The 23732-nt window shown below is 60.0% G+C and carries 20 protein-coding genes and 3 pseudogenes; 8 read left to right on the top strand and 15 right to left on the bottom strand.

What is annotated here, in order from left to right; translation table 11 throughout:
- Nucleotides 1–14: 14 nt before the first annotated feature.
- The gene (locus G3A56_RS26460) at nucleotides 15–1073 is read left to right on the top strand and encodes a flavin-containing monooxygenase (protein WP_164056921.1); all 1059 of its coding nucleotides are present in this window, start codon (nucleotides 15–17) and stop codon (nucleotides 1071–1073) included.
- A 2-nt stretch (nucleotides 1074–1075) separates the two neighbouring features.
- On the opposite strand, the gene G3A56_RS26465 is transcribed toward G3A56_RS26460, so the two are convergent.
- From G3A56_RS26465 to G3A56_RS26475, 3 genes are read right to left on the bottom strand one after another with little or no spacing between them, the layout of a single operon-like run.
- A complete protein-coding gene (locus tag G3A56_RS26465; RefSeq protein ID WP_137039962.1) occupies nucleotides 1076–1999 on the bottom strand; it encodes a cation diffusion facilitator family transporter in 924 nt (307 codons plus the stop codon).
- Nucleotides 2000–2022: 23 nt separating this feature from the next.
- Nucleotides 2023–2685 (bottom strand): DsbA family protein, encoded by a 663-nt coding sequence (locus tag G3A56_RS26470; protein ID WP_080823606.1) that lies wholly within the window; start codon nucleotides 2683–2685, stop codon nucleotides 2023–2025.
- Nucleotides 2682–3110: a disulfide bond formation protein B gene (locus G3A56_RS26475; RefSeq protein ID WP_072495073.1), complete on the bottom strand. Its 429-nt coding sequence runs from the start codon at nucleotides 3108–3110 to the stop codon at nucleotides 2682–2684. The genes G3A56_RS26470 and G3A56_RS26475 overlap by 4 nt, the downstream gene beginning before the upstream one ends.
- A 234-nt stretch (nucleotides 3111–3344) precedes the next feature.
- Between G3A56_RS26475 and G3A56_RS26480 the strand changes: the two genes are divergently transcribed.
- The 4 genes from G3A56_RS26480 to G3A56_RS26495 all read left to right on the top strand — a co-directional run bounded on the left by G3A56_RS26480 (nucleotide 3345) and on the right by G3A56_RS26495 (nucleotide 6930).
- Nucleotides 3345–3962 (top strand): SCO family protein, encoded by a 618-nt coding sequence (locus tag G3A56_RS26480; protein ID WP_072495074.1) that lies wholly within the window; start codon nucleotides 3345–3347, stop codon nucleotides 3960–3962.
- A 150-nt stretch (nucleotides 3963–4112) separates the two neighbouring features.
- Nucleotides 4113–4694, top strand: a complete 582-nt coding sequence (locus tag G3A56_RS26485) for a L,D-transpeptidase (protein WP_425503398.1) — start codon at nucleotides 4113–4115, stop codon at nucleotides 4692–4694.
- A gap of 347 nt (nucleotides 4695–5041) precedes the next feature.
- A complete protein-coding gene (locus G3A56_RS26490) occupies nucleotides 5042–5596 on the top strand; it encodes a DedA family protein (protein ID WP_246231459.1) in 555 nt (184 codons plus the stop codon).
- Between the two features lie 371 nt (nucleotides 5597–5967).
- Nucleotides 5968–6930, top strand: a complete 963-nt coding sequence (locus G3A56_RS26495) for an arsenic resistance protein (protein ID WP_318283705.1) — start codon at nucleotides 5968–5970, stop codon at nucleotides 6928–6930.
- An 86-nt stretch (nucleotides 6931–7016) separates the two neighbouring features.
- Here the strand turns inward: G3A56_RS26495 and G3A56_RS26500 are convergent, their stop codons facing one another.
- From G3A56_RS26500 to G3A56_RS29715, 5 genes are all read right to left on the bottom strand, one after another.
- Nucleotides 7017–9002 carry a heme lyase CcmF/NrfE family subunit gene (locus G3A56_RS26500; protein WP_137039956.1) on the bottom strand — a complete coding sequence of 662 codons (1986 nt, stop codon included), beginning with the start codon at nucleotides 9000–9002 and terminating at the stop codon, nucleotides 7017–7019.
- 571 nt (nucleotides 9003–9573) lie between these two features.
- Nucleotides 9574–10536 (bottom strand): DUF6615 family protein, encoded by a 963-nt coding sequence (locus tag G3A56_RS26505; protein ID WP_343044307.1) that lies wholly within the window; start codon nucleotides 10534–10536, stop codon nucleotides 9574–9576.
- Nucleotides 10505–11641 carry a patatin-like phospholipase family protein gene (locus tag G3A56_RS26510; protein WP_246231470.1) on the bottom strand — a complete coding sequence of 379 codons (1137 nt, stop codon included), beginning with the start codon at nucleotides 11639–11641 and terminating at the stop codon, nucleotides 10505–10507. Before G3A56_RS26510 ends, G3A56_RS26505 begins: the two co-directional genes overlap by 32 nt.
- A gap of 2 nt (nucleotides 11642–11643) precedes the next feature.
- Nucleotides 11644–12396: an IS6 family transposase gene (locus G3A56_RS26515; RefSeq protein ID WP_035228067.1), complete on the bottom strand. Its 753-nt coding sequence runs from the start codon at nucleotides 12394–12396 to the stop codon at nucleotides 11644–11646.
- Nucleotides 12397–12566: 170 nt separating this feature from the next.
- Nucleotides 12567–12890, bottom strand: coding sequence for a MucR family transcriptional regulator (locus G3A56_RS29715; protein WP_210210116.1), 324 nt, complete (start codon nucleotides 12888–12890; stop codon nucleotides 12567–12569).
- A gap of 553 nt (nucleotides 12891–13443) precedes the next feature.
- Here G3A56_RS29715 and G3A56_RS26525 point away from each other — a divergent pair.
- From G3A56_RS26525 to G3A56_RS26535, 3 genes and pseudogenes are all read left to right on the top strand, one after another.
- Nucleotides 13444–14546, top strand: a pseudogene (locus G3A56_RS26525) (catalase family protein).
- A 33-nt stretch (nucleotides 14547–14579) separates the two neighbouring features.
- A complete protein-coding gene (locus G3A56_RS26530; protein WP_011983004.1) occupies nucleotides 14580–15278 on the top strand; it encodes a hypothetical protein in 699 nt (232 codons plus the stop codon).
- Nucleotides 15278–16652, top strand: a pseudogene (locus G3A56_RS26535) (Dyp-type peroxidase). Before G3A56_RS26530 ends, G3A56_RS26535 begins: the two are co-directional and overlap by 1 nt.
- Nucleotides 16653–16702: 50 nt before the next feature.
- Here the strand turns inward: G3A56_RS26535 and G3A56_RS26540 are convergent.
- The 7 genes and pseudogenes from G3A56_RS26540 to G3A56_RS26570 all read right to left on the bottom strand — a co-directional run bounded on the left by G3A56_RS26540 (nucleotide 16703) and on the right by G3A56_RS26570 (nucleotide 23553).
- Nucleotides 16703–17556, bottom strand: a pseudogene (locus G3A56_RS26540) (3-hydroxyacyl-CoA dehydrogenase).
- 64 nt (nucleotides 17557–17620) lie between these two features.
- Nucleotides 17621–18220 (bottom strand): TetR/AcrR family transcriptional regulator, encoded by a 600-nt coding sequence (locus G3A56_RS26545; RefSeq protein ID WP_035228312.1) that lies wholly within the window; start codon nucleotides 18218–18220, stop codon nucleotides 17621–17623.
- Nucleotides 18221–18285: 65 nt separating this feature from the next.
- Nucleotides 18286–20265, bottom strand: a complete 1980-nt coding sequence (locus G3A56_RS26550; RefSeq protein WP_011983008.1) for an oleate hydratase — start codon at nucleotides 20263–20265, stop codon at nucleotides 18286–18288.
- Nucleotides 20266–20358: 93 nt separating this feature from the next.
- Complete coding sequence (locus tag G3A56_RS29375; RefSeq protein ID WP_164056923.1) at nucleotides 20359–20958, bottom strand: ABC transporter permease; 600 nt, start codon at nucleotides 20956–20958, stop codon at nucleotides 20359–20361.
- Nucleotides 20959–21005: 47 nt separating this feature from the next.
- Nucleotides 21006–21461 (bottom strand): ABC transporter permease, encoded by a 456-nt coding sequence (locus G3A56_RS29380; RefSeq protein ID WP_164056924.1) that lies wholly within the window; start codon nucleotides 21459–21461, stop codon nucleotides 21006–21008.
- Nucleotides 21458–22666: an ABC transporter permease gene (locus G3A56_RS26565; protein WP_082179096.1), complete on the bottom strand. Its 1209-nt coding sequence runs from the start codon at nucleotides 22664–22666 to the stop codon at nucleotides 21458–21460. The genes G3A56_RS29380 and G3A56_RS26565 overlap by 4 nt, the downstream gene beginning before the upstream one ends.
- A gap of 2 nt (nucleotides 22667–22668) precedes the next feature.
- Complete coding sequence (locus tag G3A56_RS26570) at nucleotides 22669–23553, bottom strand: HlyD family secretion protein (RefSeq protein ID WP_164056925.1); 885 nt, start codon at nucleotides 23551–23553, stop codon at nucleotides 22669–22671.
- Between the last annotated feature and the right edge of the window lie 179 nt (nucleotides 23554–23732).

Raw genomic sequence — 23732 nt, forward strand, 5'->3', positions numbered from 1 at the left:
TTGAGGAGAATACAATGCGGACCAACATCCTGATTATAGGGGCGGGGCAAGCCGGGCTCGCTGCGGCATACGCCTTGAAGAGGAAGGGCCTGAGCTTCTTGATTGTTGATGCTGGCACAAAAATCGGCGACAGCTGGCGCAACAGATATGACAGCCTCACACTTTTTACACCTCGCTGCATCAGCGCGCTCTCGGGTATGCCCCTGGTTGGTGATGCAAATGGCTATGCTGGAAAGGATGAGTTTGCTGACTATCTGCGGCGGTATGCTTCCTTCCATAAAATTCCGGTCAGCAGTTCGAAGAAGGTCGTCCGACTTGAGAAGGCAGGCAGTCTCTTTGTGGCGTCAACGCAAGACGGCAATCGTCTCACAAGTCATATTGTCATCGTTGCCACGGGGGCATTTTCAACACCGCGAATTCCTGGATTGTCGAAATTGCTACCTGCTGACATTCAGCAGATGCACGTAACCGAGTTCCGCAATCCGGGCTCGGTGGCGGAAGGCCCTGTTCTTGTAGTCGGAGATGGCGCGAGTGGCAGGGACGTGGCAATCGCGATGGCTGGGTTTCAAAAGGTGCTGCTTGCACGCGGGCGAAAGCGCAGACTTTTACCGGAGAAGGTCCTCGGACGCAGTTTGTGGGTATGGCTGGGGCAGCTCGGCCTTCTCCAGGCATCCGCGCAGGGGATCATCGGACGAAGGATGAGGCGTGAGGATCCATTCCCTGTTCGCGGCAATGACGATGCTTCACTCAGGCGGTCGGGGGTAATCCTGAAGCCGAGACTGGCTGCGATCCATGATCGCAGGGTAAGTTTCGCCGACGGATCGAGCGAGAACATCAGATCCATAGTTTGGGCGACAGGCTATGCCGATGAGCTCCCTTGGATTGAAGTCGAAGGTGCGGTGGATGCTCGGGCTGCCCCAATTCACTCCAACGGGATTTCGCCTGTTGACGGTCTCTACTATGTAGGACGTCCATGGCAGCGGAACCGTGCCTCTGGCCTGATCGCGGGTGTGGCTGACGATGCGGCCTTCATCGTTGAGCATATCCGTCAACGGTGCCTGCGAAGCCTCTAGTCTCAGGTTTCTACAACATTATGACCGATGACCTGCAGGCCGTCTTCGCAACCGTCCTCTGGCGTTTCGATCTCCAGAGTGCTGTGGTCGATACCGCGCCTGTCCCGCAGGATTTTTCGCACTGCGGCTTTCACTTCAGCAGCACTGCGCAGAGATAAATCCGTCACAACGAGATGCGCTTGCAATGCCTTGTGATCTTCATCGATCCGCCACACATGGACATGGTGCACCTCCTGGACGCCTTCGACGGAACGCATGTCTGAAACAAGTTCGTTCACATTTACGTCCTCAGGCGCCGCCATCATCAGGATCCGGATCGATCCTCCGATCTCAGCGAAGGCCTGCCAGAGTATGTAGCCTGCGATCATGAGGGTGACCGCTGGGTCAATCCATGTCCAGCCGTATATCAGCACAAGCGTGCCGGCGATGATAACACCCACCGATCCAAGGGCGTCCGACACATTGTGCAAGAAAGCGGCCCGGATATTCATGCTGGTTTTTGAAAGGGTGTAGGTGAGCATGGCTGTGGTCAAATCGATGACGAGCGCGATGCCTGCGACGATCACGACCGTCCACCCTTCGATCGGCGCAGGTGTGATGAACCGCATGACCGCTTCATACACGAGATAGAGACCAATGACGATCAAAGTCGTGTAGTTGATCAGCGATGCGACGATTTCGGCGCGAACATAGCCGAACGTCATCTTTTCGTCAGAAGGACGGCGCGCGATCCGACGTGCACCATACGCAATCACAAGTGATGCAGCGTCACTGAAGTTGTGGAGCGCATCCGCGATCAGGGAAAGACTGCCGGAGAAGATGCCGCCGACAATCTGCGCAAAAGTAAGGAGCACGTTGACGAGAATTGCTCCCCCTATACGCTTGTCTCCTGCATCTGCTTCATGATCGTGGTGATGTCCGCTCATGAATTCCGGTCCGGTCTCCGAAGTCAGGATCCTGCCTTGCTGGCATCGATTTCAGCTTTCAGCATAGTGAAAAGACCTTGCGGGCTGAACTCTGTGAGAGGCTTTTCGTTCACGAAAAATGTCGGGGTCTGTTTCACATTGTTGGCCTGAACATCGGCCATATCCTGGGCGAGAATATTGTCGATCGCTGGGGAGGCCGCATCCTTCTTTCCCTGCTCGACATCAAGTCCGGCCATCGCCGCGATCTGCCATGCCTTTTCTAGATCTGGTTTGCCATGATCGGCCCAGACAGGCTGCTGTTCCAGTATCGCTTCTAGGACCGGTTCAAACAGGTTTTGTTTGCGCGCGGCCTCCAATATGCGCACTGCATCATCGGAACCTTCGTGGAATACGGTGTATCGCAGGACAAGTCGCACGTCATTTCCGGTCTGCGTCATCATCTGCTTCACGAGCGGATAAAAGGCCCGGCATGCCTCACAAGACGGATCAAAAAATTCGACAATTGTCACAGGCGCCGAAACCGGCCCCATGACCGGCGAGTGCATTCTGACGAGGGTATTGTTCCCCGGCATTGTAGAGGGCGCTGGCTCCGCGTCTGGCGTAAGCCCATCATAGAGGGCCGCGCCTCCTGCGAAAACGGCAATCGCGGCCGAAGCCGAAGCGATAACGAAAGTGCGTCTGTTCATGCTGGTGTTCTCCGGCGCACGATTAGAAGTAGGACGATGATGACAGTAAATGCACCAAGCGACAGGAGCGGAATGGGCAGGGTTCCAAAGAGGAGCATACCCGCGCCCGAGCAGGATGGCCCCTGGCCGCAAGGCTTGATGGCCGTGGGGATGATGTTGAAATAAAGAAGGTTGTGAAATGCCGCGATCGACCATCCCGCCGCTGCCAGCGGAACGGCATAGATCCAGGCACGGGCATCAGAGCGGAAAGCGGCGACTGCGAGCAGCACTGCCAGTGGAAACATGAAGGCTCGTTGGTGCCAACAGAGATCGCATGGCGCTTGCCCCATGACCTCACCGATAAACAGTGCGCCCAACGTCGAACCCATGGCAATTATCCACGCGCTGAAGATCGCAAGCCATGCGCCGTCGTTAGTTTTCACCACTTATCTGCCATTCCTGTCGCTCATTGATGCTCGTCAGTATGAAACCTCTAGTAGCTTGAGGGTCAAGGGCGCTTTCTGTGCGACCGAAATTTCCGCTTCTGTCTGATGTGGATGACAGCGAAACGACTGAGGAGAATTTCGATTTTCTCCGCCATTAGCCTTGAACCTCAAGCTACTAGAGGGATTAGGAGTACTCCAAAGGGCTCTTCAGGGTGAATGTCGGCAGGGAATTAGATGAAAGCTCTCAGAGCGTTTCGAGTTGTGGCGTGGTGTGTGGTTGCGATCTTCACATTGCTACTGATTATAGGTTATTTGCTGCAGTCGGGTGGCGGCAAACGTGTTGGTGAGCCGGACGCGTCCTCTACCCCTTCGATCGGTCGCCCATTTGAGTTGGTTTCGCACCGGGGCCAAGTGATCGATAACGCTGTCCTCAAGGGAAAGCCGTATTTGGCGTTCTTTGGCTTTACCCACTGCCCTGACATCTGCCCCACAACGCTGTTCGAGCTGAGTGACCTGATGAATGAACTCGGGCCCGCTGCGAGCGGTTTCAACGTTGTTTTCATCAGCGTTGACCCAGAGAGAGATACTCAGCAGTTGCTCAACGAGTACATGACATCCTTCGACCGTCGAATCCTTGCCCTTCGGGGAACGCCGGAGCAAACAGCGACGGCTGTCAAAGCTTTCTCCGCCTACGCACGCAAGGTTCCGACCGAAGATGGAAGCTACACAATGGACCATACGGCTGGCGTATACATGATGGACGCCAATGGTAGCTTCAAAGGAACGCTCGACATGCATGAATCCCGCGAGGTTCGCATGAAGAAAATCCGAAATCTGATGACCGGCTCGTAAGCCAGAACTTCAACCGTCGAGAGGAAATACATTGCAGTCTGGCAAATTGACACGACGAGGCTTCGTTATCGGGGGGCTGGGGCAGCGGCGGCTGTATTGACTGGCTGCTCGGCAACGACCGCAGAGACGACACAGTCTGAAATCGTACCCATATCCCATCCAGTTCTGGAAACCACCTATGGACCGATACTGAACGAACAGTTCCCGCTGCCTGCTATACCCTACCAGAAGATCGCCAAGCGCTATTACCGGCAGATGGTGAGTGATCCGACTGGAGAGCGGCCAGGCACATTGGTCGTGGATACGGCCAACTATTTTCTCTACCTGACTTACGAGGGCGGACAGGCGATGCGATACGGGGTCGGTCTCGGCCGGCAGGGGTTCGAATGGTCGGGCAAGGGGGTCATTCAGTACAAACGTCAGTGGCCGCGCTGGACGCCACCTGACGAGATGGTCGTTCGACAGCCGGAACTTGCGCCCTACAGCATTGCCAATGGCGGTATGCCACCTGGCCTCAAGAATCCATTGGGCGCGCGTGCGCTTTACATTTTCCAGAATGGCGAAGACACGCTTTACCGCATCCATGGATCGCCAGAATGGTGGACGATCGGCAAGTCGGTATCCTCAGGGTGTGTCCGGATGATCAATCAGGACGTGGTCGACTTGTATGGTCGAGTGCCAGGCAAAACCCCCATCGTCGTTACCAGCCTGCCTCGCTTCTCTGAGGCATAGGCGGAGAAAACCGTGAAGTCCCCACCGACAGTTCAGCGGCCTGAAGTCGTGAGGCCAGGCATGCGAGGCCTGTGCCCTGTAGGAGCTGACTCCGATTATCCGCATTCCCCTGGCGCTGTCATGTAGAGGCTGTCGGAAAACACCGGAAGCCTCAGCTCGTGCCCGGGCTATGCGAAACTGAACCAGATGTCCGATGGTCGTGCACTCACCAGGCAGGCCATGCGACGGAAAACATCCGATAGATCGTGTAGATCGTACACAAAAGAGTTTCTGTTTGTGCCTGCGATTTGATTTGGTGAAGCGATATGGACGGTTTGTCTGATCTAGTACGAGAATACGGGACATGGATGTACATCCTGCTTTTCGCATACTGCATGCTGAAAAGCGGTAGTCTCCCGTTGTTCGCGGGCTATGCGGCTCAAACACAAGCTTTGGACTTGTCCCTTGTTTTAGCGGTGACCTTTGCCGGCGGCTATCTCGGGGACGAAGCACGGTTCTTTATCGCGAGACGATACGGGGATGCGTGGTTAACGAGGTGGCCTTTTGCCGAAAAGGCCTATGCGGCCGCGAAAATCCTAGTTGCAAAGTACGGCTGGGCCTACATCTTTCTTTACAGATATCCCAAGGGTATGCGGACCATCGGCGCGCTTCCGGTTGGTCTCGGATCAATGTCATGGGCAAAGTTTACAGTTCTGAATGCAGGATCAGCAATAATTTGGACCGTCTGCCTGGTTTCAACGGGCTTTGTTTTCGGCGCACAGATAGAGGAGGCGGTGGAAACCGGCTGGGGCTTTGCAAGTATTGTCTTACTTGCCGCAATGCTCCTCCTGTCGGTCTTCGCATGGTGGCGTATAAATCGGATAACTGTCCGGATCCCGAAAATTGGAGAACAATCCAATTGAAGTCATCAGCAGTTTCATGCCTGTTTACTATGGAAAGGCAGAGGACAGCGCATGAATACAGCAAAGCCTGACACGCACCTGGATCGGCCTATCCCCAGCTCTTTCAAACTGTCACGCTGATCTATGGCGCAGGTCGACTTACTCAATTCCAGCGACTGGCGGCATATAGGGGTAGACTTCAGATGCTGCTGGAAATCGGAATTTTCTGTCCGACTCCCTGTCCAGTTTTCCAGGCCCGCAGCGCTTTTGCTGTCTGCAATGAGCTGGCCTCAGAAGTGTTCGAAGACTAAACCACCGGGTAGTGAGGGTGGCCATAGTCCTCAGACCTGGCTAGCTTTGTCCGGCCTGAAATGAAAACTGAAAGCGCTCCGTTGACCCTCCGTGACACCCTCGAAAATAATCAGGTCCAGATCTACTTTGGCGCGGTTGTCCTTGGCGCTCTGGCGGCTCTCTCGATCTCCGGAACAGCCGCACTTGAGATCGGCATAAATCCGTCGCTGGCGTTCATGTTGTTTGTGACCTTCCTTCAGGTTCCGCTTGCGGAACTTCGGATGACCCGTGCGCGGTTCCGCTTCCTTGGCGTCCTGCTACTGGTGAACTTTGTCGTCATGCCTGTGCTGGTGGGAGTGCTCGTCCCGTTTCTTCCGCCCGATCCTATGATCCGGCTTGGCGTATTGCTGGTCCTTCTCGCCCCATGCATCGACTATGTCGTTACGTTCTCCCATCTTGGCCGCGCCGACGCCCGTCTCCTGCTGGCAGCAACACCCGCGCTCCTGATCGCCCAAATGCTACTGTTGCCAGTCTATTTGAGCGTTTTCCTCGGTCCCGAGGAAGGGTCCCTCATCAAAGCAGGACCATTTTTCCACGCGTTCGTCTGGCTGATCGCAGTCCCGCTTGTCTTCGCCGTCCTTATCCAGTTCTGGGCCGGCCGAAGTGTGGTCGGGGAGCATGCGTCGGCGGTTTTGCGGCTGCTTCCGGTTCCTGCGACAGCGTTCGTACTCCTCGTCGTGGTTGCTGCCGTCGTACCGCAACTCGGCCACGCACTCGATGCCACTTTCCGTGTCGTGCCAATATACGTGGCATACGCGGTTGCTGCGCCCTTGTCGGGGTGGGGTGTGAGTAAGTTGTTCCGGCTTGATGCGCCAGCGGGCCGTGCCGTCGCATTCAGTGCTGCCACGCGCAATTCTCTGGTCGTCCTACCGCTGGCTTTCGCTGTCCCGGGTGCTGTACCGGTCCTTCCGGCAATAATTGTTACGCAGACACTGATCGAACTGCTGAGCCAGTTGGCTTACATTCGTCTGGCACCGAAATTTGGGCCGAGCAGGGCTGCCTGAAGAATGTAAGCACGCCTCGTGCCGGGCCGGGATGGCGCCTCCGTCTAATTCGCGCAGGAAGCGGAGGGGCCCGTCTGTTCGTGCACTCAGCTGACCCCTAACGACGGCCGTACCGAGGCCTTGTTTCGCTTTGGCGCGCCGACTCGCAAACGGCGATCAGAGAGCGAGACGATGCCACCAGCCATCATCACGATGGCACCGGACCAGATACAGAGGATCCACGGCTTCCACCAGACACGTACGACAATGCCCCCGGCGGCTATTGGGTCACCCAGCGAGATGTAGAGCTGGCTGAATCCGAAGGTGACGATGCCGGCTTCCGTCGTCGGCATCTGGCGGGCCGTGTAGAGCCGCTTCGACGACCAGACATCGGCTACCTCGACACCGCCCTCGCGGATCGTGAAGTGCCCCTGGTCCTCGGTGTAGTTCGGTCCGGTCGCTGCACGGATGCCATCGAAGGTCACGACATAACCGCCTGCCTCAGCCGTCATGCCCGGTTTCATCTCGACCACGGTCTCCGTCTCGAAGGTGGTGACGGCCACGACGCCGAGCACGGTCACGCCCAGCCCGAAATGGGCGAGCGCCGTGCCGAAGGACGAACGCGGCAGGCCCTTCAGGCGGCTCCAGGCGATCGACATCGGATGTTTGCCGAAGCCTGCGCGATACCAGAGGTCGGCGATCGCTCCGCCCATGACGAAGAAGGCCAGCGCGAGACCAGCGACGGCCATGACCGGCCCGCCGTTCTGCATGTACCAGAGGCCAAGACCGAGAACGAGCGAGAGCGCTGCCGCCACGTACAGGCGCTGCAGGGCACCGAGCACATCGCCGCGCTTCCAGGCAAGGAAGGGGCCGAAGGGCACCGCCAGCAGAAGCGGGATCATCAAGAGCCCGAAGGTGATGTTGAAGAAGGGCGGGCCGACCGAGATCTTTTCACCCGTCAGCGTTTCCAGCAGCAGCGGATAGAGCGTCCCGATCAGAACGGACGCCATGGAAACGGTGAGGATCAGGTTGTTAACGACAAGTGCCCCTTCCCGCGAGATCGGCTGGAATAGGCCGCCGGCCTTGAGCATCGGCGCACGCAGCGCAAAGAGCGTAAACGCTCCGCCGATGAAGATCACGAGGATGCCGAGAATAAAGACGCCGCGGGTCGGGTCGTTTGCAAAGGCGTGCACCGAGGTCAGCACGCCCGAGCGCACCAGGAAGGTGCCGAGCAGCGACAGCGAAAAAGCGATGATGGCGAGCAGCACCGTCCAGATCTTCAGCGCATCGCGCTTTTCCATCACGAGCGCCGAATGCAGAAGGGCCGTGCCCGCCAGCCAGGGCATGAAGGAGGCGTTCTCGACCGGATCCCAGAACCACCAGCCACCCCAGCCAAGCTCGTAATAGGCCCAGTAGGAGCCCATGGCGATGCCGGCCGTCAGGAACACCCAGGCAGCCAGCGTCCAGGGCCTAACCCAGCGAGCCCAGGCGGCATCGATGCGTCCGTCCATCAATGCTGCGATCGCGAACGAGAAGCAAACCGAGAAGCCGACATAGCCGAGATAGAGCAGCGGCGGATGGATCGCGAGACCAATATCTTGAAGGACCGGATTCAGGTCCCGACCCTCCGCCGGGATCGGCGACAGGCGGATAAAGGGGTTGGAAGTCAGAAGAATGAAGAGCGTGAAGGCCGTCGTGATCCAGGCCTGTACGGCCAGCACATTCGCTTTCAGCCGGTCCGGCAGATTGGTGCCGAAAAAGGCGACCATGGCGCTGAACAGCGTCAGAATCAGCACCCAGAGCAACATCGAGCCTTCATGGTTTCCCCAGACACCGGATACCTTGTAGATCATCGGCTTGAGAGAGTGGGAATTCTCAAAGACGTTCTGCACCGAGAAGTCGGAGAAGACGTAGCCGTAGGTGAGGGCCGCGAAGGAAAAGGCGACGAGCATGAACATTGCATAGGTGCCGGCGGTACCCACCGCCATCATTGCTGCGTCACCGCGCCGGGCGCCGATCACGGGCAAAATGGAAACGACAAGACACGTGGCGAGTGCCAGTACCAGGGCATAGTGGCCAAGCTCGATGATCATTGGATCTCTTCCATGCCGCTGGGTCCACCCCTTGCGCCTCCGGACGAGCGGTCGCGTCCCTTGGCATTTAAGTCTCGTCATGCTGGCAGGCACTGTATCGGGACAAGGGTTTCAACCACGATCCAAGATCAGCAATCAGCCTAACCTAAGCCTTGCCGTGCGAGCAACAGCAGTGTTCATTCCCGGCGGCGTCATGGTGTCGCCCAGCTCGACTGGTGCGACTGCGCTTGTAACCGTCTCGATGTCTCATTGAAGTTCCATAAATTTGCTTATCTGATTTTTGTTAAGCTGCTGAAATCATGGATAATTTCAAGACGGTTTGTGCTAGAATCTCCTGATCAGCTTGCAGTTTAGCCGCCCCTACCCGCCTAGGGCTGCTCTTGCCGAATTTCGTCTCATTTACTTCTAGACGCTCGGGACGCCGCGTCTCAAAACGCGAAGATCGTCCAAATGACACACTGAATATGTCTCACGGATGCTGTCTCAGCACGTATACCCAAATGGAGCATTCCAAATGTCAGGAGAGGATGTAACCTGCCTATCGGCACAGGCCGGTATAGAAGGCTTAAGGTCAGCTTCTGAGGTGTTCAAACTCAAGACCGCTCGAATTGAATATGATCCGAGGTCTTGGAATGTCCGCTAGTCCCTTGCGTCCGCCACGGGCAGATCGGATCGCCTCAAGAGTGAGAACAGGAATGTCCTCAGCCGCAGCGATCGTGTTTAGTGCCTCCGCTGAATCGTCCACAGGCGCACGAAGCCTATTGAGCCGGTCACTGAGCTCGGCAGGGGTGGGACAGCCTGACTGCTCGTACAATAGCGTGAAGCCGGTTGCTCCATTTGTAGGGAACCGAAAGACTTTGCCGTGGCCAAAGCAGAGTAGCTCTTGCAGCGGATGAAAATGGGGCCGTAACTTCGTCAGCTTCTTTTCTGCGACCGGCCACCGTCCTATCGTTACCTTTTTTGGGATTTTGTCAGCAAAGATCCAATTTACGCCTTCCACTGCCGGCAGTTTGCCATTCCTCGCCTCTTCCGCAGCTCCAGGATTGTAGAGCATGTATATCGGGACGCAGCCTGGAGTTTTCGCTGCTTCATTGATGAGAGTAGTGTGCTGTTGACCGTATAGCTTGGTTGGCGCCGTACTCGTTGAGGTACCTGCAGCTCCTCCTTTGCCGCTCGCAACGGGAGGTAGCAGTGCATGATCGAGCTCTCGATAGTACCAGTAAGGATTTCTCTTGCTGTTATTGGTTATGGCTCGCTTTGCCTGAATGTGCAGGCGCAGATATCGACGGCCGTCAGTGGCCTTTTCATTCACGAATTCCCAGTCCATGTCCTCGCCCGTGACTGACTCATCGCGAGGAAAGTCAACATGGATCCCGAAGGGCTCAAAAGGCACTAGGCCTGCCATAAGTATGTCAGTGATTGATTCCTCGCGAAAGTTTCGCCGCTTGTGTTGATCGCGGTCAAGTAAGGCTGCGGCCAAGAGCGGAAAGCGGTGAGCGAAACTACACAGAAGATCCAAGTTGGCCATTCCCATTAGGTTCAGCGAAGTTCTGGACTGCAATTGAGGACATGAAATCGAAACTAGCCGCGGGCGTGTTGCGAGCTAACCCACGAGCTCGAAGTGACGCATCTGCTCCAGCGTAGCCAGCTCTAAGGAGTAACTGCCGCTCTGCAACCGAAAAGTGATTCAAACGCGTGCGCAGCCGCGCTACCGCTTCCACATCCCTTGAAGACAGGGGCAGCGCGTCTAGGAGTCCATATTGAGATAATGCCGTGTCGATGCTCCAATAGGCGACATTTCGCTGCCCCTGATTGGACATGCCGAACAGCAGACGGAGGCGCGAGTGTTCGGCCTGCTGCTGAATAAGGCTAAGCGTACGGAACAGTTGACCTACCCATTTCCCTGAAGGTTGGCCGATCTCGGGTATCGGGCGACCCGCGTTGCTGACAAGGACCGTGCGGCATCTTTTCCACACACGCTCAAGACCGAGATTGTCGTAGACGCCGCCATCGGAAAGGACCGCCGTCGAGATAAAAGGCTCCCGATGGAGGTCGGCGCCGGCGGTCTTCTGTACTGCCTGTTGGGAAAGGTCAATTCGCACGGGCGACAAAAAAGGCGGGAAGGCTGACGAGGCAGCCACGACGCATGCAAGCGGGATGACAGGCCTATCGATAAGCCCCACGCGGTAGTCGGCGGCATAGCCTTTGGCAAAGCGCCAGCCGCTGCCGGTCTGCAGGTTCGTGGCCATAAAGGTAAAGCGCGGGGAATCCGTGATGTCCTGCAAGCAGGCGCCCGCAAACAGGTGGCGGTCATACGTGCGGACCAGGCTGTCGGCCGCGCTGCATCCGGGGATGAGGCCGTAGAGAATAGCCCGGATGTCTATACCTTTTCCGGCGAAGCGCAGCAGCGGCGCGACGAAAACCTCATCGAGATTGGTGGCGCGGCCGTACTCGTCGAAGCGCAGGTTCTGCCAGCGCAGTGCGAGAAGCCCGGCTGTAATTGATCCGCCAGAAACGCTCGCGATCTCGGAGAGACGCGGCAGGAAGCCCAGTTCATTCAGGCGGATGATGGCGCCGACATGATAAAGGGCTTGTCGCAAACCTTGCAGTAGGCTGAGACTACCCGCGAACGGTGGCATTTTCACGCTTTGTTAACCTTTTGAAGTCCGAAGAGGCGCCCGAGCAGGTCATTCTGGTCGTTGATTGTCCAGTCGCCGGAAAAGCCGAAGCCTTTGCGCAGCCACAACATCGCTTCGAACCCAGCGATCGTCCGGCGCGCCGTTTTGAATGACTGGAAGCAGCCGATCTTGGGCATGTTCTTCTTGACCCGGAAGTGGTCGCTCTCGATGCCTTGCTGGAGGTGCTTCGTGACATAATGTACCGGGCTCGGATGCAGGAGCCCGTCATCGATGGCTGTTTTGATCGTTGAAGGAAACGTGTTAGCGCCATCTGTACCGATCTTACCCGGCGATAGTAGCGGCTCATCCTTGAGCATCTTACGGAAGAAGCGCTTGGCGGCGTCGAGATCGCGCTTCGCGGTGAGCAAGAAGTCGACCGGGTTTCCGTGCTTGTCGATGGCGCGGTACAGGTATCGCCACTTGCCCCGGATCTTGACGTAGGTCTCGTCAATCCTGACTGAGCCACAATGCGGTCGGCGAAACTGGCGTAGGCGCTTCTCGATTACAGGTGCATAGGCGAGGACCCAGCGGTTGATTGTACTATGGTCGACCTCGAAGCCGCGCTCGCGGAACATCTCCTCGAGATCTCTGTAGCTGAGCGGATACCGTAGATACCATGTCACTGCCTGCACGATCAGCCATGCCTCGAAATGCCGCCCTTTGAAATCGTCCTTCGACTGGCGCTTCAGCTTTTCGGCAATGGCATTCAGAATCATGGCTACGCTCCGCTACATCGGGAGCTGAATTTCCACCGTTGTGGTCAACAGCTAGTTAACCAAAAGAATTTGCGACACGCCCCCACTTTCCTTTTCCAACACTCCGAATGTGCATCGCTCCCGAAGCTGCCGACCTGGCTGGGGTGCCGACCTTTCTCGTAGATTTCGAATTAACCGCACTCTGCTACACATCGGCCGTCCGCGTTTTTCCTCCCGAGCCCGAGCCGCTTCGCCGCTTGCCGGCGTTGTTCGGAATATCCTGGGCTACCATCGGACAATCGCCCGGCCGCTTGAACCGGAAGCGGTACTCCTCTGATGTAAGCCCGTATCGCCAGATGCCGTTTCAGGCTCTTGCAGGGCCTGCCTTGGAGAAGGCCAATGTGATCACGCGACTCCAGACTTGTCTTAACGGAGACGGTTGGCACGTACTCGGGTTCCGGCGGCGCCTCAGGCTTTGCATCCTCCGACGGAGCCGCCTTCGTCGTCCGAATCATATTGGCAAGCTCGCTGCCTGGCACGGCATTGTTTCTAACATAGGCGCTCAAAGCTGAACCGTTAGGACCGCAAGATCGGGCTTCACAGCCTCGCTCATGTCGATGCCCTTGTTTACGCCCTGCGACAACTGAACTTCATCAGGCACTTCCCAGTCTGAAATAGAAAGACGAGGTGCGGAATCTGGGAAAATTTCCAACGAATGTCAAAGGCATTTCACCAGCGAGACCTTCGGGCTTTTTTAGACAGTGCCGGAACTTGGCTTCCGCATTGATATCGACTACAGCAACTCTGGCAGGATCGCCGCAGTAAAGGCATATTCCCAAATTGCGGCCTATGCCTCCCTCGCGGCCCGGCACACTCAGGCGGGTGCTGTATCCTCGCTCTCGCCACTGTCCGATTTAAGAGCTCCCGCTCTCCGACGGTGAACTCACTTTCCAGCTTTGGCGGAAAAATTTCGAATATCACATGAAACCTGAAATCGATCCGTGCGTTTACGCCACGAAGACGCAAAGCGCGCGAGAAAGCCTTCGGACATGTCCGGCTTTCTCCTGCATGTTGCAAGAACGCGGGACACAAGATTTGTTCATACCCTATACGGAAACGACCGAGACGCTCCAGCCGGATGAAGAACGCATCGTCCGTGACATCGTCTCCCATATGGCGGCGGCGCAGGCTCGCAACGCCGAGCGTCATCGGCACGCCCATCGCGACGCGCACGCCAAGAGCCATGCGGTCCTCAAGGGCGGATGGCGGTGCATGACGGGCTGGTACCTGAACTGGCACAGGGGATTTTCGCCGCCCCGCGCGAATACGAGGTGGTGGCACGGCTGTCCTCGGCGCCCGGCGATATCCATAGTGACTCCATTCCCGAACCGCGCGGCTTCGCGATCAAGATCATCGGTGTTGAGGGCGAACGTCTCGTGCCCGAGCTTGGCGGCGCCAATCAGGATTTTCTGATGGTGAACTTTCCCATCCTCGCCTTCGGAACCGTGCAGAAATACAAAAAGATGCTCACGCTTCTCGAACGCAGGGCGCAAGCGCCCGAGGCGGTGCAGAAAGCCACGGCCGCCACCGCACGCGGAGTGCGGGGTCTCGTCAAGGCCGTGGGCGCGACGCCCGGCGCAACGCTCCAGGGCCTCGCCCGCGACCGGGCGCATGTGCTGGGCGAGACCTTCCACACCCAGGCCGCGATCCGCTACGGCGACTACATCGCCAAGCTGTCGCTAGCGCCGCAGGGCGAGGTCGCGGTGCTGACCGGGCAAGAGGTCGGCGACGGCTTCTCGGCGATGGCCGATGCGGTGGCGGCGCATTTCGCACGCGCCGGCGCGAGCTACGAACTGCGCGCCCAGCTTTGCACCGATGCCGAAAACATGCCGGTCGAGGACGCCGCCATCCTGTGGGATCCCGACGCCTCGCCGCATGTACCGATCGCGACCCTGCAGTTCGAGCCGCAGGACGTGCTGTCGCCGGCCCGGCGAGTCCACGGCGACGACCATCTGGCCTTCAATCCCTGGAACGGCGTGGCTGCGCATCGTCCGCTGGGCTCGATCATGCGCGTGCGCAAGGCGGCCTATGAATCCTCTTCCGCGCAGCGACACCGGCTGAATGCCGTGCCGCGCGCCGAGCCATCGGCACTGGCCGATATTCCCGACTGACCGACACATTCGACCAAGCAGGAGACCCCACTCATGTCGAACGATACCAAAGACCCGCGTCTGGGCGACGAGTCCCGGCTCGCCGAGTTCCGCCGCATCGCCAGGGAGATCGCGGCGGACGCGCCGACGCTGGCCCAGATCAAGATCAACAGTCTGATCCGCGACCACAATCCGCTGTTCGAAGGTAGCTCGAAATCCGCAGGGCGCGCCGGGCGGCAGTCGGGCAATGTTTCGGAACTGACGGCGATCGCCGATCTCAAGCCCGGCGGAGCCGATCGCCTGCGCCGTCTCTTCAACCTGACGAACGGAAATTTCGATGGTGCACAAAGGGTCTCGACCCTGCACAACATGCGCTTCGTCTTTTTCGACAACGATACGCGTATCATCTTTGCCACCGCCTATGACGGCGACTGGGACACCTATATCAACGATTTCGCGACCAAGATCCCGGAACTGATGGACCTGCTCTTCGCCAATGTCGAAGGCTGGCCCGGCATCACCTCACCCAAGGTGAAGGATTTCATCGCCGGACACCAGATCGACGCGGCGGGCTGGTTCGTTGCCAATCCGCAGGTGAGCGTCGTGGATGTGCGCCGCTACCAGCGGATGGACAAGGCAGTAGAGGAATTCCTCGACGCCATGTCGGCCAATGCCGAAATGGACGCGACGACGCACAAGGCGCTCGCGAAGCTGTCCGAAGCCATCGCCGTTCCGCAGGGGGTCGATTACTGATGAGCTTCTTCAAACACCTGAAAGACCGTTTCCGTCGCGACCGGGTCACGCTCCAGCTCGACGATATCCAGGCCCTGATCCTGCGCTCGCGACCCGAGCCCTATGTGGGCATCCATGCGATGCTGCATGTGGACGAGGCGGAGGGCGGGCGCGACCTGATCGCCCGGCTGGCTGAATATATTCCCTCGGCCAGCGACTGGGCCGACGATCTCAGCGCCTGGACCGGCGTCGCGATCAGCCATGCCGGGCTTAAGGCGCTCGGCCTGCCCGAGGACTCTTTGGCCTCCTTCCCGCTAGCCTTCCGGCAGGGCATGGCGGGGCGCGCGACCCAGCTTCATGATTTCGGCGAAAACGCGCCCGAGACCTGGGAGGACGCCTACAGGAACGACACCTGCCACATCGCGCTGACGATCTATGCCGCAGACAAGCCCGCGCTGGATGTTGCCGTGGAAAAGGCGATGGCCGAGTTCGACGCCTCGACCGGCGTCACGCTCGTGGGCACGCATGAGTTCGGCGCCGACGAGGATGCCGAAAACCCGTTCGGCTTTCGCGATTCCATCTCGCAGCCGACGGTGGCGGGCGCCGGTGTCGATCCGCAGCCGGGCAGGAGCGCGCCATCGCCGCCGGGGAATTCGTTCTGGGCGAAAACAGCGAGACCGGCGAGCCCATCTCGATGCCTTCGCCCGATCCTCTGGGGCGAAACGGCTCCTTCGTCGTGCTGCGCAAATATGACAGCCGCGTCGGCGCCTTCAACGAGTTTCTGCGTGCACAGACGGGGACGCAGAGGCGCAGCATGCCTTGGCCGCCAAGATGTTCGGCCGCTGGCGTTCGGGCGCGCCGCTGCCACTATCACCGGCCAGGGACGATCCGGACCTTGGCGCGGACCGGCAGCGCAACAACGATTTCGATTTCAAGGGTGACGTAAGGGGGTTCGTTTGTCCGCATTCCAGTCATATGCGCCGCATGAACCCGCGCGGCGGCGACTTGACCATCCTGACAGACGAGAACATCCACCGCATCATCCGGCGATCCTCGACCTTCGGTCCGAAATGGACACCGGACGTGACGGCGGCGGAAGACAGGCCGGACGAACGCGGCCTGTTCTTCATCTTCATCAGCGCGCGGGCCTATGACACGGTGGAGTTCCTGCAACAGGAGTGGATCAACCGCGGCAACTTCATCGACCTCGGCACCGAGCCAGATCCGATTGTCGGTCTGCATGAGGAGCCGGGCAGGTTCACCATTCCGGCCGATCCGGTGCGCCGCCGCATCGACGGGGTGACAACCTTCAACCGTCTGCGAGGAGGCGAATACATGTTCATGCCCTCCCTGACGGCCCTGCGCTGGATCGGAAGCGAGGGCTGGGCCGGTTGAATACGGATGCAGGAGCGGGGGGCCTTGCTCCGGCATCCCGTTCCGGCAGGTTATTTCCCGTAGACGTAGAACCCCTCTCCACAGGCGACGCCCATCTTTCCCTTGTCGATATAGTTTTCCTTCAGATAGCGGGCGAAGGCCTGCGCTTTCGGATCGCCGTTCGAGGAGATATACCAGGCGGTACCGAGACCGACGATGTCGTAGATCTCGAACGGCCCTTTCGGCGCGCCGGTGGCGATCTTCCATGTCCTGTCGATGGCCTGCGGATCGGCGATGCCGTCGACCAGAAGCCCGGAAGCGGCGGACAGAAACGGCACCAGCAGCGAGTTCAGCACATAGCCCGCTTTCTCCTTGCGGATCTCGATCGGAACCATGCCGATGGCGCGGGCGAAGGCGACCACCTGTTCGTAGACGGCGGGATCGGTCCCGGCATGGCCCATGACCTCGGCCACGTTGTGCTTCCATATCTCGTTGGCGAAATGCAGCGCGAGGAAGCGCTCGGGGCGGCCGGTCGATCCCGCCATGGCGCTGGGCAGGAGCGTCGAGGAATTGGTGACGAAGATCGTGCGCGGCGGAGCGGCGGCTCCGAGACGGGCGTAGACCTGCCGCTTCAGCTCCAGCTTCTCGGGAATCGCTTCGATCACCAGATCGGCGGCCCCGGCGGCGGCCTCAAGATCGTCCGTCCAGGCGATGCGCGCCTTCGCGGCCTCGGCCGAGGCCCCGTCCGCGCCAGGAATATCTTCCAGCAAGCGCAGGGCGAAGGCGTCAACCAGCCCCCTCCCCTTTGCCAGCGCGGCCTCATCGATGTCGTAGGCGATGACGGAAAATCCGTGCCAGGCGGCCTGAAGCGCGATCTGCGCCCGAGGATACCGGTTCCGAGCACGGTGACAGTGGCTATGGTCATGGACGTTTCTCCTGCGGATGATGCGGCCGGCAGACGGCGCGCGGATATCGGCGGCAGCCGCCCGTCAGGCCGGGCAGCCGGTGATGGCGCGGAAGAAGGCGAGCAGGATGCGGTCGCGCGGCAGGGAATCCGGCACGCTGCCCTGCACGATCAGCCCCGCCCACAATGCGTAGAGCCCGATGGCGATCTGCCGCGGCTCCATCGCCGGTTTCAACCGATGAAGGCGGATCAGATCCTCCAAAAGCAGGGTGAATTCGCCGTGGCAGGCGGCCTTGTATTCGTTGTAGCGGCTGGCGAAGGCGGCATCGCGCTGCGCATGAAGCTGCAACTCGATCGAAAGAAGCGACCATTGCGGCTCGGCCGCCAGTTCGGCCAGCCTCGCCGCCAGCCGCGTCATCGCGGCATCGAGATCGCCCCGGTCGGTCCCGGCAAGAATGTCGCGCAGAAAGGCCACCTCGCTCTGGACATGCATCTGCATGATTTCCAGAAGCAGATCCTCCTTCGTGCTGAAGTTGGAATAGAATGCGCCCTGGGTATGGCCCGCGGCCTCGCAGATATGCCGGATCGAGGCGGCGGCCAGCCCTTCCGAGGCGATCGAGGCGTTCGCGGCGGCGATCAGGCGCCGGCGTGTCTGTTCCTGAGCTTCCTTGCGTGTCAAGCGCATGATGGCACCCTTGCCTTTTTCTGATTGCGGCACGCCGCCCTGCGGGGACGGCGTGCCGTTGCCGTTCAGTCGCGTTTTCCGCGCACCGTCTCGCGGAACCGCTCAAGCCAGCCGAACACCGTCGCCACGGCCTGCCCGCCCTTGCCGAGAAGATTGGACAACTCGCTTTCGGCATGCTCCAGCGTCGTCTCCTCCTTCTCCGGCAACGGCGGCAGGATATGGGCGTAATAGGTCTTGTCGAGCAGCCGGTGCAAGAGCCGCTCGCCGGGGAAGGGTTCGTTGCTGTTGAGCGCCCGCGCTCCTTTCAGGATATTGCGGATGTCGTATTGCGTCGGGCTGATGTCGGCCACCTGCTTGGGCAGACCTAGCAGGGTATAGACGCCTATGCGCGCGGTGCGGACCGAACTTTCCATCGTGAAGATGATGTCGTTCGAGGTTTCGACGAACTGGCCGAGCAAAGCCAGGTTGGTGCAGCCTTCCGGCACGACATGCGGCCTGTCTCCCGCCGCGCGCGGCATGAACTGCGCTGTGATATAGGGCATCAGCGCCAGCCGCACCTTGGTGTTGGCCGCGATCTCGTCGATCTGCCCGACGATGCCGAGGTGATAGCAGAGCTCCGTCAGAACCTCGCGCCCGTTGCAGGCAGGCATCGGTTTCTTGACGTAATTGCCGTCCTTGTCCATCAAAAGCGCATAGACCCACAGCACCAGCACGTCACCCGGCTGGTCCGGAAAATGCGGCTGGCGGTTGCAGGTGACGCTCAGCACCCAGTTGGAATCGGTGAAGGTGATGATGCCGCCGGTGACCGTTTTGCCCGAATAGGGATCGTTGACCGAAAGCTCCTTGAGCTTGTCGACGAGCGGCGACGGTTTGCAGGTGAGCGTCGCCGATTCCCACATCGAGCCGTCGACATTGCCGTAGAATTTTTCAGGCTTGCCGAAGACCGGCGATTTCCTCGCCAGGTTCTTCCACAGCGTCCAGTCGCTGTCCTCGCCCGGCTCCGCCTTGCCGCGTTCAAGCACGGGCGCGGTGTCCATGTCGCCATAAGCGGTGCCCTCGGTCATCGAGCCGGTCAGCGCGAAGACCACGTCATCGGGGCCGAGATCGATCACCTCGTCCCGGCCATCGACCTTGCAGCGGATGGCGGTCACCGTCCGCTTGCCCTCCGCTTCGGTCATGTCGAGATCGTAGGCGCGGGTGTCGAACTGCACCTTCACGCCCTTTTCCTTCAAAAGGCGGATGAGCGGCACGACGAAACTGTCATACTGGTTGTATTTCGGGAAGACCAGCGCCGACATGTCCGTCAGGCCGTCGATGGCGTCGAGGAAACGGTGCATGTAGAGCTTCACCTCGAGCAGGCTCTGCCAGTTCTCGAAGGCGAACATCGACCGCCACAGATACCAGAAATTGGTCTGCAGGAAGCTTTCGCTGAAATAGTCCTCGATGGTGATGTCGTCGAGGTCCTCCTTGCGCTTCAGGAGCAGCTTGACGATCTCCCACTGATGCGCCCTGCTGAGCCCGAGGGTCGAGAAGTCGCGGATCTCGCCCTGTTTGTGCATCAGGCGCGCTTTCGACCAGTTCGGGTCGTTGTCGTTCACCAGCCGGTATTCGTCGAGCACGCTGTAGGGCTCGGGCAGTTCCAATGCCGGCACGTCCTGGAAGACGTCCCAGAAATTGTCGTAGTTCCAGTTCATCTCGCGGCCGCCGCGAATGATATAGCCGTCCTCGGCGTTGCCCGCGCCGTCCAGCGAGCCGCCCTCGATATTCATCGTGTCGAGGATGGTGATGTCCTCGCCCTTCATGCGGCCGTCGCGCAGCATGTAGAAGGCCGCCGCGAGCCCGGCGACGCCGCTGCCGACGATCCAGGCCTTGCGCCCTTCGACCGGCGTGACCGGCAGCGGGCGGTTGCGCATGTAGGGACCCATCGTGTCGGGCGGCGGCAGCGTGTCCTGCGGGCCTTTCCGCCAGAAGGCTTCGCCCACATTGGCTTCGATCTTTATCCCCGGCTTCTGCCCGTTCGGCAGGGAGGTGGTCTTGTCGTTCATGATCGTCCTTTCCGTTTCCGCGCGCCGCAGCGCCGTTTCAGGGTACGACGTTATAAATATCACTCGAAATTAAAATATCAAATGATACTTGAATTATCTGCGCGCCCATCGGATTGTTACGGCCAGCAGCGCATATCCGATGGCCAGAACGATCTGGACCGCGACATCGTTCGCGACCGAGCGGAAATTCGCACCCATCTGGTTGACGCGGACGATAGCGGTGATCGCCGTGGTCGACGGGATCAGCAGGGAAAGCTCGCGCAAGACGGAGGGAATCTGTTCTACAGGCCAGGAAACGCCGGACAGGAAGAACAGTGGCATGCCCAGCACGACGAGGAAGAAGACGACGCCCTCCTTCCACGGGATCGACCAGGCGATGGCGAAGCCCATGGCGGTGACGGCGAAAAGGAAGGGGACGGCCACGAGGTAGAGCGTAACGATACCGCCGATGCGCGGAATACCAAGGACATAGGGCAGGAAGACGAGCGTCACCGCGATCCAGAAACAATAGAGAAGGATATAGGCCAGCGCCGCCGCAACCGCGGCCGGAGCGCGCGACGGCTGCCGGCCCGAATGTAGAATGCCGATGCCCATCAGCAGGGTCTGTTGCAGGATCAGAACGAAGGCGGCGGGGACGACGAAACTCGCATATCCGCCCTGCGGATTGAACAGCGGTGTGCTGGCAATGGTCATCGGGGCGACAAGCGCGGCCGCTTCTTCACCCGGAAGCCCGGCTGCGTTCAGGCGCTGGAACTGGATATCGGCCCCAGACTGCGCGCGGCATCGCCCATGGCGCCCATCGCGGCATTGTAGAGCAGAAAGTAGCTTGCATCGCCGTAGCCTGCGATGGCAGAGCGCCGATCAGATAGCAGGTCTTCCTCGAAACGCGGCGGCACCACGACGATCCCGTAAGCCTGACGGGCATAAAACAGTTGCTTGGCGGCCGGCAGGTCGGCCACGATCGATACAATTTCGGCGGAATCGCTGCTGGCAACACGGCGCAGCAATTCCCGGCTGGCGGTCGACCCGTCCTGATCGACGGCGACGACGGGCACCTCGCGCACCACTTCTCCGAGATAAGGCTGAGGATAGAGGACGCAATAGATGACGATGGCGGCGATCATCGTGGACTTGGCGCCTGGATCGGCGGCGACTTGGCGCAATGCGGCGAGAATACCTGCGAACAAGGATCTCATGGCGTCTCTCCCACCGGCGGTTCCGCTTTCACCCGCACGGCGGGCCGGGCCGTTCTGCGGAACTGGAGAAGCGTCAAAAGGCCATAGACCGCCAGCAGCGCCAGCAGCCAGCCGAGGGTGGGCAGCGATATCTCCACCGGCGTCCCCCTGAGAGCCTGGTCGGTCCGCAGTTGCAGATAGGGCGTGAGCGGCAGGATCGCCCCCCATGCCACGGAAAATCCGTTCATGACGATGCGGGGAAAACTGACGCCGGCGAAGCCGAAAGCCGGACCGGTCAAAAGACCGCATAGGCCGAGCGCCGCGACCGTGTCGGCCAGCGACAGGGCCAGAAGGACGCCGAGCAGCTGGCTGGCAAGGATGAAGGCGAAGCCCGAGACGACATGCAGCAGCATGCTGCCATGAAAAGGCGCGCCGAAGAAGCCGAAGATGATGGCGTCGGCGGCAATCAGCGTCAGGCCGTAGGTGAAGGTGTAGGGCAAAAGCTTGCCCGCCGTCGCCCGCAGCGGCGTTTTTCCCAGTCGCAGGACCCGGGCAATTCCGGCCTTCGTATGCCGGTCGCGGGAAAAGGAGAGGACGGCGCCGGCGCATATGAAGATTTGCAGCACCGTCGGCATGATCGCCGCGAGCAGGAATTGCACGTAGTCGAGGGTGGGATTGAAAAGCGGGCTCTGCCGGAGCGGCACCGGAGCGGCGGCCTCGATGGCGGCTTCCCGCGTGGCGCCCCTGGCGATGCGCATTTCCACGGCCAGACCGGCGGAGAAGGTATTCAGCGCCCCGTTTATGGCGCGTGCGGCGATGCCTCCGGGCGTCATCAACTGGTTGTTGTAGAAAACCACGACTTCCGGGCGGCGGCCCAGGAGCAGATCCCGCTCCAGACCGGAGGGGATCAGGACGGCTGCATAGATCCTGCCGTCAAGAACGGCCTCTCTGCCTTCGGTCAGGTTGACCAGGCGTCCCGCAACCTCGACTTCGGGGGTCGCGTCGATCATCCGCACGATCTGCCTCGACATGCCGGTGCCGTCCTCGTCGATCACCGCCACCGGCAGGGCCGTCGGCAGCCCGGCATGGAATATAGCCGCGAGGATGAGAAACAGCAGAAGCGGAAACGGCCCGAGCATGAAGAACAGCGCCGGCCGTTCGGCGATCTGGCGCAGCTCGCGGCGGAATATGCGCCGGAAGCCGGGCGGGAGATGAGCGGCGGACACGGTCACCGCTCCAGCCGGTGGGATGCGCTCCATTCGACCAGCGCGCTCATGCCCGGACGCAGGTTCCGTTCCGCCGCCACCGGTTCGGCGCGCAGTTCGAAGGTCCGCAGGTCGAAATCGCCGGTCGCTTTCGTCGCCCGCCAGTTGGCGAAGCTTCCAAGCGCGTTGATCGCGGTGATCTTCGCCTCCACCAGCCGGTTCCCGAGGGCGGGAACGCGGACCTGAAGGGTCCGCCCGATCTCAAGCCCGTCGAGCAGGTCTTCGCGCACATTGAAGGTGAACCAGGCCCGGTCGACGTCGACAATGGATATCACCGGCGCACCGGCGCTGAAGAGCTTGCCCGGCTCGGCCATACGCGCCGTCACCTGTCCGTCGATGGGGGAACGGATCGTCAGTTCGGCGATATCGGCCGTGGTCTGGGCGACGGACGCCTCCGCCTGCCTGACCTGCGCCTCCGCGACCGCCTTCTGCTCCACGCTGTTGCCGTTTTCCGCCAGATGCAGGTTCGCTTCCGCCGCCTCGCGTGCGCGCAACGCCGCGTCCAGGCTATTGGAGGCCTGGTCGACCGCCTGCTGCGACGTGACCGACCGGTCGAGCAGGCCGGACAGGCGGTCGTAGGTGCGTTGGGCCAGAACGACATCCGCCTCGGCCTTGGAAAGCTCCGCCCTGCGCGCGGCGATGGTTTCGGGACGCGTCGAGAAGGTCAGCTCGCGGTTGGAGCGGGCGACGGCGAGGCTGGCTTCGGCCGTGTCGAGACCGGCCTTCAACTGCGGGCTGTCGAGTTCGACAAGCAGTTGCCCGGCCGTCACGCGATCGCCGAAACTGACCGGCGCGGAGGAAACCCGCCCCGCGACCTTGGTCGCCAGGTCGATCCGCGTCGCCTCCACCTCCCCTGCACGAGCAGCGTGCGCGGCCGCTCCACCGACCAGGCGACATAAGCTCCCACCCCTGCCGCCAGAATGGCGGCGACTGCTACGGCCTTGCGTGCGGACATGCTCCGGTTCCCGATCTTGACTCGAATCCTGCTTGCGATAATTTGGAAAATAGAAAATTTCCGAATAGAGCA

Origin of the sequence: Rhizobium oryzihabitans (genome assembly GCF_010669145.1) — a bacterium.
Classification (GTDB): domain Bacteria; phylum Pseudomonadota; class Alphaproteobacteria; order Rhizobiales; family Rhizobiaceae; genus Agrobacterium; species Agrobacterium oryzihabitans.

Coding starts and splice junctions, on each gene's coding strand:
- G3A56_RS26480 (WP_072495074.1), top strand. CDS start 3,345: ATGAAAGCTCTCAGAGCGTTTCGAGTTGTGGCGTGGTGTGTGGTTGCG.
- G3A56_RS26465 (WP_137039962.1), bottom strand. CDS start 1,999: ATGAGCGGACATCACCACGATCATGAAGCAGATGCAGGAGACAAGCGT.
- G3A56_RS26550 (WP_011983008.1), bottom strand. CDS start 20,265: ATGAACGACAAGACCACCTCCCTGCCGAACGGGCAGAAGCCGGGGATA.
- G3A56_RS26460 (WP_164056921.1), top strand. CDS start 15: ATGCGGACCAACATCCTGATTATAGGGGCGGGGCAAGCCGGGCTCGCT.
- G3A56_RS29380 (WP_164056924.1), bottom strand. CDS start 21,461: ATGAGATCCTTGTTCGCAGGTATTCTCGCCGCATTGCGCCAAGTCGCC.
- G3A56_RS26470 (WP_080823606.1), bottom strand. CDS start 2,685: ATGAACAGACGCACTTTCGTTATCGCTTCGGCTTCGGCCGCGATTGCC.
- G3A56_RS29715 (WP_210210116.1), bottom strand. CDS start 12,890: ATGATTCGGACGACGAAGGCGGCTCCGTCGGAGGATGCAAAGCCTGAG.
- G3A56_RS26490 (WP_246231459.1), top strand. CDS start 5,042: ATGTACATCCTGCTTTTCGCATACTGCATGCTGAAAAGCGGTAGTCTC.
- G3A56_RS26515 (WP_035228067.1), bottom strand. CDS start 12,396: ATGATTCTGAATGCCATTGCCGAAAAGCTGAAGCGCCAGTCGAAGGAC.
- G3A56_RS26505 (WP_343044307.1), bottom strand. CDS start 10,536: ATGGGAATGGCCAACTTGGATCTTCTGTGTAGTTTCGCTCACCGCTTT.
- G3A56_RS26500 (WP_137039956.1), bottom strand. CDS start 9,002: ATGATCATCGAGCTTGGCCACTATGCCCTGGTACTGGCACTCGCCACG.
- G3A56_RS26530 (WP_011983004.1), top strand. CDS start 14,580: ATGTCGAACGATACCAAAGACCCGCGTCTGGGCGACGAGTCCCGGCTC.
- G3A56_RS29375 (WP_164056923.1), bottom strand. CDS start 20,958: ATGACCATTGCCAGCACACCGCTGTTCAATCCGCAGGGCGGATATGCG.
- G3A56_RS26510 (WP_246231470.1), bottom strand. CDS start 11,641: ATGCCACCGTTCGCGGGTAGTCTCAGCCTACTGCAAGGTTTGCGACAA.
- G3A56_RS26545 (WP_035228312.1), bottom strand. CDS start 18,220: ATGCGCTTGACACGCAAGGAAGCTCAGGAACAGACACGCCGGCGCCTG.